This window comes from Alkalicella caledoniensis, from assembly GCF_014467015.1.
Classification (GTDB): domain Bacteria; phylum Bacillota; class Proteinivoracia; order Proteinivoracales; family Proteinivoracaceae; genus Alkalicella; species Alkalicella caledoniensis.
This window is the reverse complement of sequence record NZ_CP058559.1, coordinates 183,981-201,788: the sequence shown is the minus strand read 5'-3', so window position 1 is coordinate 201,788 and position 17,808 is coordinate 183,981. Positions and strand designations below refer to the sequence as shown.

Genomic DNA, 17,808 nt, shown 5'->3' with positions numbered 1-17,808 from the left:
TGTGGTTAAATGGAAAATATATTTTCCCACGATAAAGAGTGTATTTTAAACCTCTACAATAGAATGAACCTTCACATAGTAAAAGGTGAAGGTTCATACCTTTACGATGACCAAGGGAACAAATATCTAGATATGTTCAGCGGAATCGCCGTAAACAACCTAGGACACGGTAAAACAGAAATAAAAGAAGCCATTACTAAGCAGCTTGAAAACTATATACATCTTTCGAACTTTTTTGTAAGTGAACCCGTTGTAAATCTAGCAAAACTCCTTGTGGAAAACAGCTTTGCCTCTAAGGTATTCTTTGCAAACTCCGGTACGGAAGCAAACGAGGGAGCTTTAAAGCTAGTAAAAAAATATGGTAAATCTATTAGCGAAGACAAGGTAGAGATACTTTCCTTCTATAACTCATTTCACGGAAGAACCTTCGGTGGAATGACATTAACTGGGCAAGATAAATACAAGGAAAGCTTTGCACCAGTAATACCTCATGTAAAGCACATTGAATTCAATAGCATCGAGGAACTAAGAAGCCAAGTATCCGATAAAACCTGCGGATTTTTCCTAGAGATAATCCAAGGTGAGGGGGGTATCCGTGAAGTTTCCCAAGCCTTTATTGATGAATTGCTATTGCTTTCTAAAAAACACAACTTCCTAATAGTGGTGGATGAAATCCAGACTGGACTAGGTAGGGCAGGGGACCTCTTTGCATACGAAAAGTATGGATTTTCCCCTGATGTAGTAACACTGGCAAAATCCCTAGGGGGCGGACTGCCAATAGGGGCCATGCTTGTAGGTCAGCACCTAGAAAAAGTACTAGTTCCAGGGGATCATGGCAGTACATTTGGTGGAAACCCGATGGCATGTGCAGTTGGTGAATCCATCCTTAACACAATAACCAAAGAAAATTTCTTAAAGGAAGTAAAAGCGAAAAGCACTTATCTTGTAGAAAAACTAAAAGAAATGCAACAAGGATATCCCCATGTCATAAAAGATATCCGGGGCAGAGGTTTTATCATAGGTATAGAGGTTGGTCAACAAGCCAACGAAATCAAAACCAAGGCCATTGCCCACGGGCTGCTTTTAAATGTAACCAGCGGAACAGTTATAAGATTATTGCCAGCTTTGACAATAACATATCTAGAAATTAATGAGTTTTTAAGGGAATTCAAAAATATAATTAGAGGATTGGAGAATTGCCATGATTCAGTTAAATAATGATTTTTTAAATGAACTAACAACAATCAGAAGAAGGCTACACCAAGTCCCAGAGATATCATTTGATCTCCCAAAAACTCAAGCAATAATTACGGAATACTTGTCTAAATACGGTTACCAATTTGAAGAAGTTGCCCAAACAGGCATAGTGGCAGTAAAACATGGGATGAGTGATACAGCCATAGCATTCCGTGCAGACATGGATGCCCTTATGGTAACAGAAGAAACAGGTGTTGACTACACTTCCAAGCACCCAGGACAAATGCACGCCTGTGGCCATGATGGACACATGACCATGCTACTAGGACTTGCAAAATACATGGCACAGTTCGAAGACCTAAACAGAAACCTAGTATTTATATTTCAACCAGCGGAAGAAGGACCTGGGGGAGCTAAAACCATAATAGAAGAGGGAATACTCAAACGTCATAACGTAGAAGCCATATTTGGCATACACATCTTCCCTAACCTTGATGAAGGAAAAATTGGTCTAGGGAAAGGACCCCTAATGGCTCAAAATGGAGAAGTTGATATACTAGTAAAAGGTAGAAGCAGCCATGGAGCCATGCCCCATAAAGGAAGCGATGCATTAGTTGCTGCAAGTAACCTAGTTATGTCATACCAATCCATAGTCAGTCGCAACCTAGACCCCCTAGAACCAGCCATATTAACACTGGGTTCAGTTAAAGGTGGAGAGGCCAGAAACATAATAGCAAACAAAATAGAGCTAAATGGAACCATAAGGGCATTTAACCCTGAATACTACAACCTAATAAAATCAAAAATGGACAGCATAAACAAAGGTCTAGAAGAAATGTATGACGTAAACATAGAAATGGAAATCCGTGACTTCTATCCACCTGTACTAAACGATGAAAACCTATTTGAAACAGCCCTAAAAAGCTTAGAAAGAAATCAAATAGAATTCGTAAAACCAGTAATGCTAGCAGAGGACTTCGCATTCTACCAACAAGAGATCCCTGGCCTTTTCATGTTCCTAGGCTCAAAAAACACGCAGCAAGGCTACACTCACCCTCTACACAGCTGTTACTTCAACTACAACGAAAAAATACTCCTAGAAGGAGTAAAAACCTACATCTCAATCTGCGAACAGATGGATGTATTTTAAAAAACTAAGCCTCGAAGTCTGAGGCTTAGTTTTTTTAGAATACATCGCAGTTAGCAGTTCGCAGTTAGCTTTAGGCTAAAAATTAAAACTACCACTAACTCCACTATGGAGTTCATCACTAAAACATTTTGACACCATACACACCAATAAAAACTACACCATCTGACACCAAAAGCTATGTAAGTAGGGTCTATAAAACAACCACCACCATCCACACCAACCAAAACCACACCATCTGACACCAAAAGCTATGTAAGTAGGGTTTATAAAACAACCACCACCATCTACACCACCAAAACCACACCATCTGACACCAAAAGCAATGTTAATCAGGTCTAATTACTAAGATTTTTAACCAAAAAACTCCCCACAAACCAGCTAGGGTTATGAAATCAGATATGAAAAAAACAGATATTCCTCCGCGTTGAAATTAAAGAACTTAATTACTAAGCTTTTATATAGTGTAGAGCCCTTTAGTGAAAGATAGTGTGAAGCATTTTTTAAAGAAATTCTTTAGCTCACCGTAACCTCGACATTCTGTAAACATGCTGGGTCAACCTACACTCCACTGAAAGCAACATGCTGGGTCTATAAAAACAACCACCACCATCTGCACCAACCAAAACCACACCATGTGCCACCAAAAGCAAAGTAAGTCAGGTCTTAATTACTAAGATTTTATATAGTGTAGTGCATTTTAGTGAAAGTTAGTGTGAGGTAGGTTTTTAAATGTTTTGGAGTTAAAACCATGAAATTCTCACCCAAGGCTTACCCCAGCAATGTCTTAACCAAAAACCTACCCACAAAATTAACTTAACAAATCAAAAGCTTATCAAATAAGTTATTATAAACAGAATTTCTTCCGTGTTGAAACTAAAGAAGTTTACTATTCCTGACTACTGTCTACTTACGACCCAGCATGGTATCACCAAGTCGACGTTTCCGCCCAGCCCATGACCCAGCATGATTACCTATTAAACCTGTTTCCGTTAAACCAAATACAACCCCAAAAACTAATATAGAAAACAAAACCAAAATAACCACAACACCAAAAACAAAAGAAATAAAGACCCAGCATGTAGCAGTAGGAATCCCTGCCATTAGACCCAGCATGTAGCAACAAGTCGACGTTTCTGTAGCCAATAAAAAAGAAGGACCCCCACACCCACCCCAAAATCCGCGTAATCCGCGTAATCTCCCTTGAAAATCCGCGTTAGGCTTATTTGACCTTAATCCCCCAAAATTCTCATACAACCTCACCCACCAAATTCACAAAAGTGAAATAAAACACATAATTATACAACATTAAAAATAAATAGAATAATGAAGGGATTTAGACAACTTGTGTTGAATAAATACAATGCCTAATAAAAAGTCAAGGAGGTATTTACCTTGGAAAAACAGATGAAAGTGGTAATGAAAAGGGAGTCAAAAGCAGGTGCAGAGCTTGCACAAAAACCAATACCCCAAATAGGCCCTAGAGACATACTAGTAAAAGTCCTTGCAACTTGTATTTGTGGAACAGACGCTCATATCTACAACTGGGATGAGTGGTCACAAAAACGCATCAAACCACCCTACGTAATGGGACACGAATTTGCAGGTGAAGTAGTAGAGTTAGGTAGTGACGTAACAAACATTAAAATAGGTGACATAGTATCAGCAGAGACTCACATAATATGTGAAGTATGTGAGCTATGTAGAACAGGTCAAGGTCACCTCTGTAAAGACACCAAGATATTTGGTGTGGATATAGATGGAACATTTGCCGAGTACGTAGCCATGCCAGCCACAAATGCATGGGTAAACTCAAAAGATGTAGACCCTGGACTACTATGTATACAAGAACCCCTTGGCAACGCAGTTCAAACCATCCTGGCCGGTGAGACAGCTGGAAAAACCATAGCTGTTGTAGGGTGTGGCCCCATAGGAATATTTGGAGTAACAGTGGCCAAAGCGGTGGGAGCATCAAAAGTAATAGCTGTGGAAGTAAACGAATACAGGCTAAACCTAGCCAAAGAACTGGGAGCTGATGTAGTCATCAACCCATTAAAAGAAGACCCCATACAAAGAATACTTGAAGAAACAGATGGTTTGGGCGTTGACGTAGTAGCAGAAATGTCAGGAAGTGGCATAGCCCTAAACCAGTCTTTAAAATATGTAAAACTAGGCGGAAGAGTATCTCTACTTGGCATACCAAGTAAAGATGTAACCATAGATATTGCAAACGACGTAGTATTTAAAGGAATAACAATCCAAGGAATAGTAGGCAGAAAAATGTACGAAACATGGTACCAAGTAAAAGGCCTAATCCAATCAGGCAAACTTAACCTAGAACCAGTAATAACCCACCGCCTACCCCTAGAAGACTTCAAAACCGGCTTCGACCTAATGAACTCCGGTAACTGCGGAAAAGTAGTACTATATCCGAATAAGGAGTAAGGGGATAGGAGTTGGAAAGTTGGAAGGTGGAAAGTTGAAAGCAGTCAGTGGACAGGAAAAGATTAATCACTAAGTAGATCAGAAAAATGCGGATTGCAAATGTTTATAGGGAGGTTAATGTGTTATATCAAGAATTAACCAGTCAAATAATAAAATGTGCGTATGAAGTACACAAAACGCTAGGGCACGGCTTTTATGAAAGCATTTACCACAATGCTCTCATAAAAGAGCTGGAGAAAAGAAGAATTCCTCATATAAGCGAGGCAAAACTAGATGTTTATTATAAGGGAGAAAGTGTAGGATTTTATTTTGCAGACATTTTTGTTGATGAAAAGGTAATTGTGGAAATAAAAGCTGTATCTAAATTGTCCCAAGATCATAAACAGCAAGTTTTGAACTACTTAAAAGCATCAAAAACAGATGTGGGGTTAATCTTCAATTTCGGTGAAAGCGACCTTTCCTTTAAAAGATTTATAAATACCATGGATGAAAAGAGATAAATAAGAAGTCCCACAAAACATACCAAATGAACCGTGAAGACCCACAAAACATACCCGATAAACCGTGAAGTTCTCATCAAAAGCCTTACTAACACTTTTTAAATAAAGCTTTTATACCAGTTAAGAACTAAACAAAAGATATTACAGTATTAAAAAGCAAAAGATACTTTATAATTTAAACCAAAAAAAGGACATTCAAAACAATCAGAAACAAAACAGATTTTGTTCCGTGTTCAATTTTTTGAATTACAGTGTACCCAATCGCAAAACTATCTCAACAAACCGTGTAATTCTCAACCACAACTACTAACCATTTGATTTTAAGATGGATAATAATAGTGTGAAAATCTACAATAGTAACTACTGATAATTAAGTTATAAAAGATACTATTAAAACCCAAAAAGAGGACAGTCAAAATAATCAAAACAAAACAGATTGTGTTCCGCGTTCAATTTTTTGAATTTAATCTTTCAGTGTACTAAGCCTAAAATAAAGCTACAACTTTAGGTTATATATAATATTTCATTAGGGAGGAATCACAAAATGAACATTCATGAACTAACATTCCTACAAGAAAAAATCCAAGAACTAAAAGACACAGGGGTTTACCGCAAACTACCAATACTAGAAGGACCAAACGAAGCAGAAATAACCCTAAACGGCAAAAAAGTAATAAACCTATCCTCAAACAACTATCTTGGCTTTGCCAGTCACCCAAAACTAAAAGATGCCGCAACACGCGCCATAGAAAAATACGGCGTAGGAGCAGGAGCAGTAAGAACAATAGTAGGAAACATGGACCTACACGAAGAAATGGAAAAAGTCCTAGCACAATTCAAAAGAGAAGAAGCAGTAATGGTGTTCCAATCAGGCTTCAACTGTAACGCAGGAACAATCCAAGCAATCGTAGAAAAAGGTGACCTAATCATATCAGATGAACTAAACCATGCAAGTATTATCGATGGCTGCAGACTAAGTAAAGCTGACAAAACTGTTTACAAGCATGCAGACATGGAAAGCTTAGAATCAGTGCTAAAAGAAAAAAGAGATCAGTACAGAAACGTACTTATAATAACTGATGGAGTATTCAGCATGGATGGAGACATCGCTCCACTACCAGAAATCGTAGCCTTGGCAGAAAAATATAACGCCTTAACATACGTTGATGATGCTCACGGATCAGGGGTATTAGGAGAAAACGGTAGGGGAACAGTTGACCACTTTGGCCTACACGGCAGAGTAGACTTCACCATCGGAACCCTATCAAAAGCAATCGGTGTAATAGGAGGCTACGTAGCAGGAAGCCATACCATGAAAGAATGGTTAAGCCATAGGGGAAGACCATTACTATTTAGTACATCCTTACCACCTGCAGCAGTAGCTCCTATAATAGAAGCAGTAAACTTACTTATGTCCACAAGGGAATACACAGATCGCCTTTGGGATAATGCTAGATACTTCAAACAAGAACTAGGAAAACTAGGTTTTGACCTAGGTAAAAGTGAAACTCCTATAACCCCAGTAATCATCGGTAACGAAGGGAAAACCATGGATTTCAGCCGCAAACTCCTAGAAAACGGAGTATTCGTTTCAGGCATTGTATTCCCAACAGTACCAAAGGGGACTGGAAGGGTACGTTGTATGGTGACAGCAGCACACACCAAAGAACAACTAGACCAAGCAGTTAAGGTTTTCAAACAAGTAGGACAAGAAATGGAAATAATCTAAAGGGGAGCGCCATCAGGCGCTCCTTTTTTGTAAAAATAAAAATTCCCGCTTATATAGCTGCATGCTGGGTCTATTAGAACACCATCACCATCTACACCAACCAAAACCACACCATCTGACACCAAAAGCAAAGTAAGGTAGGTCTAAATTACTAAGATTTAATATAGTGTAGAGCCTTTTAGTGAAAGATAGTGTGAGGTAGGCATTTTAAAGAATTATTTAGCTCACCGTAACCTCCACATTCTGTAACATGCTGGGTCAAATTACACTCCACTTTAAGCAACATGCTGGGTCTATTAGAACACCTTCACCATCTACACCAACCAAAACCTCATCATCTGACACCAATAGCAAAGTAAGGTAGGTCTAATTACTAAGATTTTATATAGTGTTGAGCTCTTTAGTGATAGATAGTGTGAGGTATGCATTTTAAAGAATTATTTAGCTCACCGTAACCACGACATTCTGTAACATGCTGGGTCAAATTGTACTCCACCTATAGCTATATGCTGGGTCTATAAAACAACCATCACCATCTACACCAACCAAAACCTCACTATCTGACACCAAAAGCAAAGTAAGGCAGGTCTTAATTACTAAGATTTTATATAGTGTAAAGCCATTTAGTGATAGATAGTGTGAGGTAGGCATTATAAAGAATTATTTAGCTCACCGTAACCTCCACATTCTGTAGCATGCTGGGTCAAATCACACTCCACTTAAAGCTACATGCTGGATCTATAAACAACCACCACCATCTACACCAACCAAAACCTCACCATCTGACACCAAAAGCAAAGTAACGCAGGTCTTAATTACTAAGATTTTATATAGTGTTGAGCTCTTTAGTGAAAGTTAGTGTGAGGCAGGTTTTTAAATGATTTGGAATTTGAGCTGTGGGATTCTCACCCAAAACTTACCCCAGCAATGTCTTAACCAAAAAATCTACCCACAAAATTAACTTAAAAAATCAAAACTTTATCGAATCAGGTATTAAAACAGAATTTTTTCCTCGTTGTAATCTACTGATTCGACCCAGCATGGCATCAGTAAATAGAAGTTTCCGCCCAGCCCATGACCCAGCAAGCTTACCTATTAAACAAGTTTCTTCTAAACCAAATACAACCACAACACAGAAAATAGAAAGCAAAATCCGATCACTCACAACACCAAAAACCAAAAAAATAATATGACCCAGAATGTAGCAAAAATAATCTCTGCCCTTAGACCCAGCATGTTTACAGTAGAACGACGTTTCTGTAGCCAATAAAAAAAAGGACCTCCACACCCACCCCCAAATCCGCGTAATCCGCGTAATCTCCCTTAAAAATCCGCGTTAGGCTCCCTTGACCTTGAACTAATCTTCTAATAATCCCAAGCAATCATAAATATCCTAAAAATGGGAACATTACTAACAATAACCATGTCTAATACTATAAGCATAGAAGCTTTCAACATAAAAGGGAGGTACACAAAAATGAAAAAAACACTAACCCTAATACTTATCACAATAATCCTTGCAACACTAACAAGTTGTACCGTGGAAACTAACACAACACAAAAACAACTACCAACAATCGACAGCCTTCAAAAACTCCAAAAACTAGTACAACAACAGCAATACAAAAGATATGGACTAGAATTAGGCAGCCCACAACCAGAAACAACAACTGACGAAGCCCAAAGAGCCCCTGACTCCCCAGACTACTCAGACACAAATGTCCAAGTAGATGGCATAGACGAAGGGGACATAATAAAAACAGACGGAAAATACCTATACCAAATATCAGAAAATAACATAGTTATAACTAAAATCTACCCAGTTGAAGAAGCAAAAGTCATAAGTAAAACAAAACTAGACGATGACATCCTACCAGTTGAACTGTACTTAGAAGGGGACAAAATCGTTGTACTTAGTTACAAAAACAACTACTCAAACGAATCTAACAAGGAAATAGGTATACCAGGCTTTTTTTACTATAACAACACAATAATACAAGTATACAATAACAAAGACGGCAAACTGACTAAAGAAAGAGAACTAGAAACAGAAGGCAGTATAGTATCAACTAGAAAGAAAGACTCCTACCTTTATTTAGTTACAAGTAAACACCTAGGTTACCTAGACCAGCCTGAAGGAAATCCAGCACCTATGTACAGAGACACAGCAAAAGACAAAGAAAAGTACCAGCAAAAACCCCTAACTGATATACAATACTTCCCAGATGGGGAACTATCTAGCTTCGTAAACATAGTAGCTCTAGATATTAAAAAGCCTAAAGAAGAAGCAAAAGTGGAAACTTACCTTGGTAGTGCCCAAAACATCTACATGTCCCATGAAAACCTATATATTGCATTAACGACAGTTAACGAAACCCATGTTCACAAATTCAGTATTGATGGCACAAAAGTTAAAAACACCGGCCAAGGAAAAGTGAACGGACACGTTCTAAACCAATTTTCCATGGATGAATACAAAGGAAACTTCAGAATAGCTACCACCCAATATGACAGAGAAGAGATGACTAACAACCTTTATATCTTAGACAAAAACTTAGAGACCATAGGTAAACTAGAAAATCTTGCACCAACTGAGAGAATATACTCCGCACGATTTATGGGTGACAAAGGATATATGGTAACATTTGAACTAGTGGACCCTTTATTTGTCATTGACCTATCAAACCCAAGAGCTCCCAAAGTATTAGGTGAACTAAAAATACCTGGATTCAGTAACTACCTCCACCCCATAGATGAAAACCATTTACTAGGGATAGGAAGAGATACAACAGTGGCGACAAACTGGGGAAGGGAAGTAGCCATAGAACTGGGGGTAAAGCTGGCTATCTTTGATGTAAGTGATGTGAACAATCCTAAAGAGAAGCATGTGGAGATTATAGGAGGAAGGGGAACATACTCAGAAGCCCTACACAATCATAAATCAATCCTCTACCATAACGACGTTTTATCATTCCCAATCTCAGTAACAGACCCATCAAACAACCGCATCGACCAATATGGGCTCCCTAAATTCATAGGAGCATATGTCTACAACGTAGACAAAGAAAAAGGATTTGACCTAGCAGCAACAATAACTCACATGACAAATCAGCAAATGGAAAGATACTACGACCACGGCAACCACAAAGATCACATCCGTCGAATAATAACAGTGGATGAACACATCTACACAATCTCCGACCAAACAATTCAAATCCACAACAAAGACTACCAACTAATAAAAGAAATAAACCTAAAATAAAACAAAGGACCCTTACCCTCAACAACAAAGTTGAGAAAAGGGTCCTTAAAAATTTCTAAAACCTTTCGCCACCATCTACACCAACAAAACCACCACCATCTGACACCAAGAGATATGTAAGTAGGGTCCTAATAACTAAGATTTTATATAGTGTAGAGCATTTTAGTGATAGATAGTGTGAGGCAGATTTAAAAGAATTATTTAGCTCACCGTAACCTCGTCATTCTGTAAACATGCTGGGTCAAACTACACTCCACTTAAAGCAACATGCTGGGTCTATTAAATAATAACTTAACTTTTCTGAATACTAACAACTAAATTTGACCCAGCATGTAACAGTATAACGAGCTATCTTGACCCAGCATGTAGCAAAAAATCGAGGTTACAGTGAGCCAATAGAAAACGGACCGACAATCAATCTCCTAACCAAAAAAAATTCCAACAAAACTAACTACTCTATTAAAATAAGGGCATAAAGTAAATCTTTTTCCGTGTTGAAATTTTACAATAGCTAGGTCTTTGACCTTGAACTAATCTCTAAAAATCAGAATTACCTCCGTGGTGTAATTTAAGAATTTCAACTCCTTCTTTCTCAAAAAAAAAAGAATTTCCACCCAAAAAGTAAAATATACTTAGTAATCATCAAAAATAAAAGGGGGATAAACATGAACAAAAAGCAAATACAAGAATTCCACCAAGGCAACAGCTTCCACGCCTACAAAAACTTCGGTGCGCATCTCACAGAGTCAGGCACAACATTCACCCTATGGGCACCAAAAGCAAAAAATGTTGCCGTAGTAGGAGACTTTAACAGCTGGAATCCCTTAGCCCATCCCATGAAACAAATATCCCCAGGAATCTGGACCATGTTTATCCCTAACATAAAAGCCGGAGAAATATACAAATACAGCATTACAACACCAGAAGGACAAATAAAACTAAAGGCTGACCCATACGCCTTCTACTCGGAACTAAGGCCAGCAACAGCATCTGTGGTAGCAGATATAGACACCTACCCCTGGCAAGACCAAAAATGGCAGCAAAAAAAGAAGAAAAAATCAGTCCACCAAGGCCCACTGAACATCTACGAGTTACACCTAGGCACATGGAAGACAAAAAAAGGCCAACAAATGAACTATAAAGAAATAGCGGCACAACTTATCCCATACATAAAAGAAATGGGCTACACCCACATAGAAATAATGCCCATAATGGAGCACCCCTTTGATGGATCGTGGGGCTATCAACTAACAGGGTACTACAGTGTTACAAGTAGATACGGGGGTATAAATGACCTGAAAAGCCTAATAGAGCAGTGCCATCGAAACAACATAGGAGTTATATTAGACTGGGTTCCAAGTCACTTTTGCAGAGACGACCACGGACTACGAATGTTAGATGGAACACCATGCTATGAATCCCATATACAATACCTTGCTGATAACCCACAATGGGGAACATCAAACTTTGACTATAGTAAAGGTGAAGTACTGAGTTTTCTAATCTCAAATGCCATCTACTGGATCGAAGAATTCCATGCCGATGGCCTAAGAGTGGATGCAGTTGCTAACATTTTATACCTAGACTTCTGTAAAACTCCCAATGAACACACAATAAACGAAAAAGGAACAAATGAAAACCTATATGCCATAGAATTCCTAAAAAAGCTAAACACAACGGTGGATAACCTACACCCTAACACTCTAATGATAGCTGAAGACTCATCACTATTTCAGGGAGTAACAAAAAAAGCCCACGAAAATGGCCTTGGATTTTCATACAAATGGAACCTAGGCTGGATGAACGACACTCTCCACTACATGCAAACACCAGTGTCCCAGAGAGTAGTAAAGCACCACCAACTGACACACCCCATGACATATAGTTTCAGTGAAAAATTCCTACTTCCCTTGTCCCATGATGAGGTGGTACATGGGAAAAAATCACTACTGGAAAAAATGGAAGGTGACCAATGGCAAAAATTTGCATCCCTTAAAGCATACTACGGCTTTAAAATGGCTCATCCAGGTAAAAAACTCCTCTTCATGGGAGGAGAATTCGGGCAAAAAGTAGAGTGGAGGGACTATGAACAATTACAGTGGCAACTACTTGAAGAAAAACCCCACAAACTACTACAGCAATACGTAAAAGAGTTAAATCATCTATACAAAAACGAGAAAACACTTTGGGAACAAGACTATAGCTGGAATGGCTTTCAATGGCTACAACCAGATGACACCCAAAACTCCATCTATGCTTATCAAAGAATAGACAAAGAAAGGAACATACTCATAGTAATCTCAAACTTCACCCCAACAGTACACCACAAATACACACTAAAAGTAACAACCCCAGGAACCTACCAAGAAATCTTCAACTCAGACCTCCCCCAATACGGCGGCTCAAACCTCTACAACCCAACCCCAAAAACAACACAAAAAAACACCCTAACCCTACTAATCCCTCCTCTAGCAACAATATATCTTAAATTGAAAAAGTAGATTTCATATGATAGTATAAATTAAAACCTTTAGGCACCATAGCCACCACCTATACTGATAACAAATCACCAATTACACCAAAAAGACCTCCTTATTGAACTTTTTAAGTGGAGGGGGAAAATAATGATTTTTTATGAAGAGCTATCAGACCAAATTTACGAATGTGTAGCAGAGATATATAAAATTTTAGGTTATGGATTTCCGGAAAAAATATATGAAAAAGCGTTGATTTCTGAACTTACTAAGAGAAATATTCAAGTAGAAGCTCAAAAACAGTTAGAAGTATATTATAAAGATGAACTACTAGGAACATATTTTGCTGATTTAGTAGTTGAAAATAAAATAATAATCGAACTGAAAACTACAAAATATATCATTGATGAAAATTATTCACAACTACTTAGCTATCTTAAAGCAACTGGATTCAAACTAGGTTTGCTAATTAACTTTGGCCCACGGAAATTCATGTTTAGAAGATTAGCAAACTAAGACCCTAATTACATAACTATTGGTGAAAATTGGTGTGGTTTTATTGGTGTCAATGGTGTTCGAAGGTTTTAAATTTGGTGTCAATAATTTAATCTCTATAACTAAAGGAGGAAGTAGAAAATGATTAAGCATGTTGTTATGTTCAAATTACAAGATCCTACAGATGAAAACACTAAAGCAGCAAAAGAACTAATCCTAGCCATGGATGGGAAGATTGAAGGGTTACTAACCCTTGAAGTAGGAACAAACGTTGTACAAAGCGACAGAGCATATGACCTAGTACTAATCTCAACACACACAAGTCTAGATGACCTAAAAGTATACGCCACACACCCATTACATATCCCAGTGGTAGAACACATGAGAAAAGTCTGCTCCAGTATAGTGTCAGTAGACTACGAAATCTAAACCAAACCATAAATAAAAATAGCTCCGAAATTCGGGGCTATTTTTATTTTATCAATAGGACTTAAGCACTAATAAACAGAAAAAAAGTAAAATTATGACAAAAAGCACTTTACACCTAAGTTAAAAGTAGAACAAACGTTTAATTATTTTTAAATTACGACAATTTAGTGCAGGAATATGGAAAAAAACCGAGAATATACCCATTGTTTGAATTTTTAAGGGGGTAGCTAATTGAAATTATCAACTTTTAATCTAAAAAATAAGACATTTAAAATCTTACATATAACGTTATTTGCAATCCTAATTTCCGCATTAATACTTACGAACTACTTCATGAATGCAGGGATACGGTCACAAAGCAAATACATAGACTACTTAGTACTACTAGACTTTTATGAGAAGCTATCTGAGGAGTATACCCAGTATACAATAAAATACACTGTACTTGGCGATCAAGAAGCACTGGAAAGCTATAAATACCTATCCAACAATAAAATAAGAAACAACATAATAGACCAGTTGTACCAGCTAGGTATAACTGATAGAGAAGAACAATACATAAAAAAGACAATTGAACTTTGTGACAAACTAAGAACAAAGGAACTAGAAGCTATAAATAGTAAATCTCAAATAGTAAATCTATTATCAATGCAGCTTGATACCACGGAAAGCGAATTTATGACTGACACATACGTCAGTCTATCCCAACAATACAAACAGACCATGATAAAACTACGAAATGCAATCACCTCAAGAATGTCAGATGAAGTAACAATTAAAACCAGCCCTCTAAATAAAGGTTTTTTTATAATGACAGTGATAGCACTTTTCGTGCCAATCCTTGTATTTAATAACTTGTATAAAAGCCAAAAACTAAACAGAATAATAGCCGAAGATAGAGAACTACAGGCAGCCACATTAAAAAACATAGCAGATGGAGTCATAGTGGTAGACACAAAGGGGAATATTGTTCTATTTAATCCTGCTGCAGAAAAAATCACTGGATTTAGTGTAACAAAAGCCCTAGGTGCTAACATTAACAAAGTAGTTGACTTTATGGGTGATTCAAAAGATTTTAGTTTATGTAAATACAATGAGGTTAATTCTGAAATAAACTGCCCAATAAAATGTTCCATAGATAAGCCTTTAAGACTTACTTCATCAAATAATGAAGAAAAAATAGTTGAAGTGAAATGTTCTAAGATAAAAACTGCAAATGAAGTTACAGGTGTTGTTTATACATTGCGGGACGAAACAGAAAAAGTAAGGATCCAAGATGAAATGGAAAAAGCTAAACGTTTAGAATCCCTTGGCTTACTGGCCGGGGGTATAGCCCACGACTTTAACAACACACTAACAGTAATAATAGGTAACTTAGGCCTTGCAAAGCTATACGAATATCAAGGTAACACTGAGCGAATAGCATATTGTCTAGATGAAATTGATAAAGAGACTAGCAAAGCCCAACATATCACTAAGCAAATACTTACATTTGCTCGAGGTGGCTTACCAGTAAAAGAAGTGCAAAGTCTGTATAGAATAATCAAAGAGGCATCTGACTCAGTATTTAAAAATACTACCATTGACCATGCAATTGTTGCACCCCTTGCTGACATTAAAGTGGATGTTGATTATGGTCAAATGCTTCATGCATTTAAAAATATATTTAATAACTCCTTAGAAAGTTTTGGGTGTGGAGCAGGTAAAGTATCAGTAAATATTATAAAATCAACAACATGTGATGAAAACGAGGCAATAAACATTATAATTAAAGATAATGGCACAGGAATAAAAGAAGAAGATCTACCAAAGATTTTTGATATATATTTTACTACAAAGGAAGGTTCACAAGGACTAGGCTTAGCAACCACATATAAAGTAATAACTAACCATGATGGAGCAATCGAAGCAGAATCTAAAGATGGGGAAACAATATTTACCATAACTTTACCCATAGCATGTAAACATAAAATAAAGAAGAAAATACAAAAACCTACTAATATAATAAAATCTATACTTGTAATGGATGATGAAGAGAGCATAACCAGTGTAATGACAAAATACCTAACAGAGTACAACTACACAGTTGATACAGCATCCAATGGAGAAACAGCCATAGAGAAATACAAAGAGAAACTACAACAAGGCAAAACCTATGATCTAGTAATCCTAGACCTCACAGTTCCTAAAGGAATGGGTGGGGAGGAAACCATGAAAGAACTACTAAAAATAGACCCTAACACCAAAGCAATAGTAGCAAGTGGCTACAGTAACGACACAGTACTGGCAAATTACAAAGACTACGGATTCCAAGCAATCCTAACAAAACCCTACAAACCAGAAGACCTAATAAAAACAATAAAAACTTTATAACCAATAAGCCCCAAGAAATCGGGGCTTATTATTTTTTTACCATCCAACACCAATCACCCACATCCCCAAATATTGTAGCCAAGGCTTCAGCCTTGAAACCCCACCCAACCATCCAACACCAATCACCCACATCCCCAAATATTGTAGCCAAGGCTTCAGCCTTGAAACCCCACCCAACCATCCCACACCAATCACCCACATCCCCAAATATTGTAGCCAAGGCTTCAGCCTTGAAACCCCACCCAACCATCCAACACCAATCACCCACATCCCCAAATATTGTAGCCAAGGCTTCAGCCTTGAACCCCACCCAACCATCCCACACCAATCACCCACATCCCCAAATATTGTAGCCAAGGCTTCAGCCTTGAAACCCCACCCAACCATCCAACACCAATCACCCACATCCCCAAATATTGTAGCCAAGGCTTCAGCCTTGAAACCCACCCAACCATCCAACACCAATCACCCACATCCCCAAAATTGTAGCCAAGGCTTCAGCCTTGAAACCCACCCAACCATCCCACACCAATCACCCACATCCCCAGATATTGTAGCCAAGGCTTCAGCCTTGAACCCCACCCAACCATCCCACACCAATCACCCACATCCCCAAAATTGTAGCCAAGGCTTCAGCCTTGGAGACCCACAAAAATACACATGTTTGTTTACAAAAACTTTAGAATTAATTCAGTTGTACTTGAGATATAGATATAGTATAATAAACCTACTACACAGCATAGTAGTAATAAAAGGAGGAAACAAAATGTCCAAGTACACAAACAAAAAAGATCAGTTTACACAACCACAAAAAAGCAAACTACCGCTAATAATAGCATCAATAGGGGTAGTACTAATAGCTGCCATAGTATTTGTTATGGTTACATCAGGTGGAGATCAAGAAACAATCAACTACTTCGGTGAGCCAGTGGTAGAAAGTCGCTCATACATCGGAGAAGTAATAGCAATGACAGTCATAGAACCGGTAATCGAAGATGACAAAGTGCTTATTCCCCTTCAAACAGTTAATGAAAACAATATAGTAACATTTGAAATAGCTAATGACCAAGGGGAGCTAGTGCCATTAATGGCATATATAACTCCATCGGGCAGATTATTTGTAGGTAGTAGCATGTGTGAACCATGCAGAGGTAGAACATTCTCCCTAGCAGGAGACACATTACTATGTGACACATGCCGTACAACATACACCATAGAAGACCACGAATTTATATCCGGTGCTGTAGCATGTGGATCATATCCACCAGTAAACATGAATCCAACCATAAACCAAGGAACAATAGAAATAGACCTACAAGAAATCCTATCATGGAGAATCAGAGCCTAAAACAATAAACCTAAAATAATAAGTATTAAACAACCACCACCATCCACACCAACCAAAACCACACCATGTGCCACCAAAAGCAATGTAAATCGTATAATTACTAAGATTTTATATAGTGTGGTGCCTTTTAGTGAAAGTTAGTGTGAAGCATTTTTAAAAAAAATTACTTAGCTCACCGTAACCTCGACATTCTGTAAACATGCTGGGTCAAACTACACTCCACTGAAAGCAACATGCTGGGTCTACTACAAAACAACCACCACCATCCACACCAACCAAAACCACACCATCTACACCAAAAGCAATGTAAATCAGGTCTGATTACTAAGCTTTTATATAGTGTAAAGCCCTTTAGTGAAAGATAGTGTGAACCATGTTTTGCATTAGTTTAATTTGATCTGATATTTTA

At 37.8% G+C, this 17,808-nt stretch carries 13 protein-coding genes; 11 read left to right on the top strand and 2 right to left on the bottom strand.

Translation table 11 applies throughout. The annotated features are described in order from the left end of the window. Positions 1-9 precede the first annotated feature (9 nt). Positions 10-1,218, top strand: coding sequence for an aspartate aminotransferase family protein (locus tag HYG86_RS00995; RefSeq protein ID WP_213167118.1), 1,209 nt, complete (start codon positions 10-12; stop codon positions 1,216-1,218). Further along, positions 1,202-2,347, top strand: coding sequence for a M20 metallopeptidase family protein (locus HYG86_RS00990; RefSeq protein ID WP_213167117.1), 1,146 nt, complete (start codon positions 1,202-1,204; stop codon positions 2,345-2,347). The genes HYG86_RS00995 and HYG86_RS00990 overlap by 17 nt, the downstream gene beginning before the upstream one ends. 903 nt (positions 2,348-3,250) lie before the next feature. Here the strand turns inward: HYG86_RS00990 and HYG86_RS00985 are convergent. Beyond that, positions 3,251-3,490: a hypothetical protein gene (locus HYG86_RS00985; RefSeq protein WP_213167116.1), complete on the bottom strand. Its 240-nt coding sequence runs from the start codon at positions 3,488-3,490 to the stop codon at positions 3,251-3,253. Between the two features lie 249 nt (positions 3,491-3,739). On the opposite strand from HYG86_RS00985, the gene tdh reads away from it, so the two are divergent. The 8 genes from tdh (at position 3,740) to HYG86_RS00945 (ending at position 16,051) form a co-directional block, all read left to right on the top strand. Next, the gene (tdh, locus tag HYG86_RS00980) at positions 3,740-4,789 is read left to right on the top strand and encodes an L-threonine 3-dehydrogenase (RefSeq protein ID WP_213167115.1); all 1,050 of its coding nucleotides are present in this window, start codon (positions 3,740-3,742) and stop codon (positions 4,787-4,789) included. Positions 4,790-4,908: 119 nt separating this feature from the next. Further along, complete coding sequence (locus HYG86_RS00975; protein WP_213167114.1) at positions 4,909-5,289, top strand: GxxExxY protein; 381 nt, start codon at positions 4,909-4,911, stop codon at positions 5,287-5,289. A gap of 544 nt (positions 5,290-5,833) precedes the next feature. Then, complete coding sequence (locus HYG86_RS00970; RefSeq protein ID WP_213167113.1) at positions 5,834-7,018, top strand: glycine C-acetyltransferase; 1,185 nt, start codon at positions 5,834-5,836, stop codon at positions 7,016-7,018. Between the two features lie 1,477 nt (positions 7,019-8,495). Beyond that, positions 8,496-10,280: a beta-propeller domain-containing protein gene (locus HYG86_RS00965; RefSeq protein WP_213167112.1), complete on the top strand. Its 1,785-nt coding sequence runs from the start codon at positions 8,496-8,498 to the stop codon at positions 10,278-10,280. Positions 10,281-10,945: 665 nt separating this feature from the next. After that, positions 10,946-12,781 (top strand): 1,4-alpha-glucan branching protein GlgB, encoded by a 1,836-nt coding sequence (gene glgB / locus HYG86_RS00960; RefSeq protein ID WP_213167111.1) that lies wholly within the window; start codon positions 10,946-10,948, stop codon positions 12,779-12,781. A 123-nt stretch (positions 12,782-12,904) separates the two neighbouring features. Further along, the gene (locus HYG86_RS00955; protein ID WP_213167110.1) at positions 12,905-13,270 is read left to right on the top strand and encodes a GxxExxY protein; all 366 of its coding nucleotides are present in this window, start codon (positions 12,905-12,907) and stop codon (positions 13,268-13,270) included. Positions 13,271-13,390: 120 nt separating this feature from the next. Then, positions 13,391-13,678, top strand: a complete 288-nt coding sequence (locus HYG86_RS00950) for a Dabb family protein (protein ID WP_213167109.1) — start codon at positions 13,391-13,393, stop codon at positions 13,676-13,678. A 231-nt stretch (positions 13,679-13,909) separates the two neighbouring features. Beyond that, on the top strand, positions 13,910-16,051 hold the full coding sequence (locus tag HYG86_RS00945) for a hybrid sensor histidine kinase/response regulator (RefSeq protein ID WP_213167108.1): 2,142 nt from the start codon (positions 13,910-13,912) through the stop codon (positions 16,049-16,051). Between the two features lie 28 nt (positions 16,052-16,079). On the opposite strand, the gene HYG86_RS00940 is transcribed toward HYG86_RS00945, so the two are convergent. Beyond that, positions 16,080-16,340, bottom strand: a complete 261-nt coding sequence (locus HYG86_RS00940; RefSeq protein ID WP_213167107.1) for a hypothetical protein — start codon at positions 16,338-16,340, stop codon at positions 16,080-16,082. A 477-nt stretch (positions 16,341-16,817) separates the two neighbouring features. Here HYG86_RS00940 and HYG86_RS00935 point away from each other — a divergent pair, with 477 nt between their 5' ends. Continuing rightward, a complete protein-coding gene (locus HYG86_RS00935) occupies positions 16,818-17,399 on the top strand; it encodes a Fe-S-containing protein (RefSeq protein ID WP_213167106.1) in 582 nt (193 codons plus the stop codon). The last annotated feature ends 409 nt before the right edge of the window (positions 17,400-17,808 follow it).

What these genes read in the sequence shown, in the direction of transcription:
- HYG86_RS00955 (WP_213167110.1), top strand. Translation starts at nt 12,905, where the DNA reads ATGATTTTTTATGAAGAGCTATCAGACCAAATTTACGAATGTGTAGCA.
- HYG86_RS00970 (WP_213167113.1), top strand. Translation starts at nt 5,834, where the DNA reads ATGAACATTCATGAACTAACATTCCTACAAGAAAAAATCCAAGAACTA.
- HYG86_RS00935 (WP_213167106.1), top strand. Translation starts at nt 16,818, where the DNA reads ATGTCCAAGTACACAAACAAAAAAGATCAGTTTACACAACCACAAAAA.
- glgB (WP_213167111.1), top strand. Translation starts at nt 10,946, where the DNA reads ATGAACAAAAAGCAAATACAAGAATTCCACCAAGGCAACAGCTTCCAC.
- HYG86_RS00990 (WP_213167117.1), top strand. Translation starts at nt 1,202, where the DNA reads ATGATTCAGTTAAATAATGATTTTTTAAATGAACTAACAACAATCAGA.
- HYG86_RS00965 (WP_213167112.1), top strand. Translation starts at nt 8,496, where the DNA reads ATGAAAAAAACACTAACCCTAATACTTATCACAATAATCCTTGCAACA.
- HYG86_RS00950 (WP_213167109.1), top strand. Translation starts at nt 13,391, where the DNA reads ATGATTAAGCATGTTGTTATGTTCAAATTACAAGATCCTACAGATGAA.
- HYG86_RS00995 (WP_213167118.1), top strand. Translation starts at nt 10, where the DNA reads ATGGAAAATATATTTTCCCACGATAAAGAGTGTATTTTAAACCTCTAC.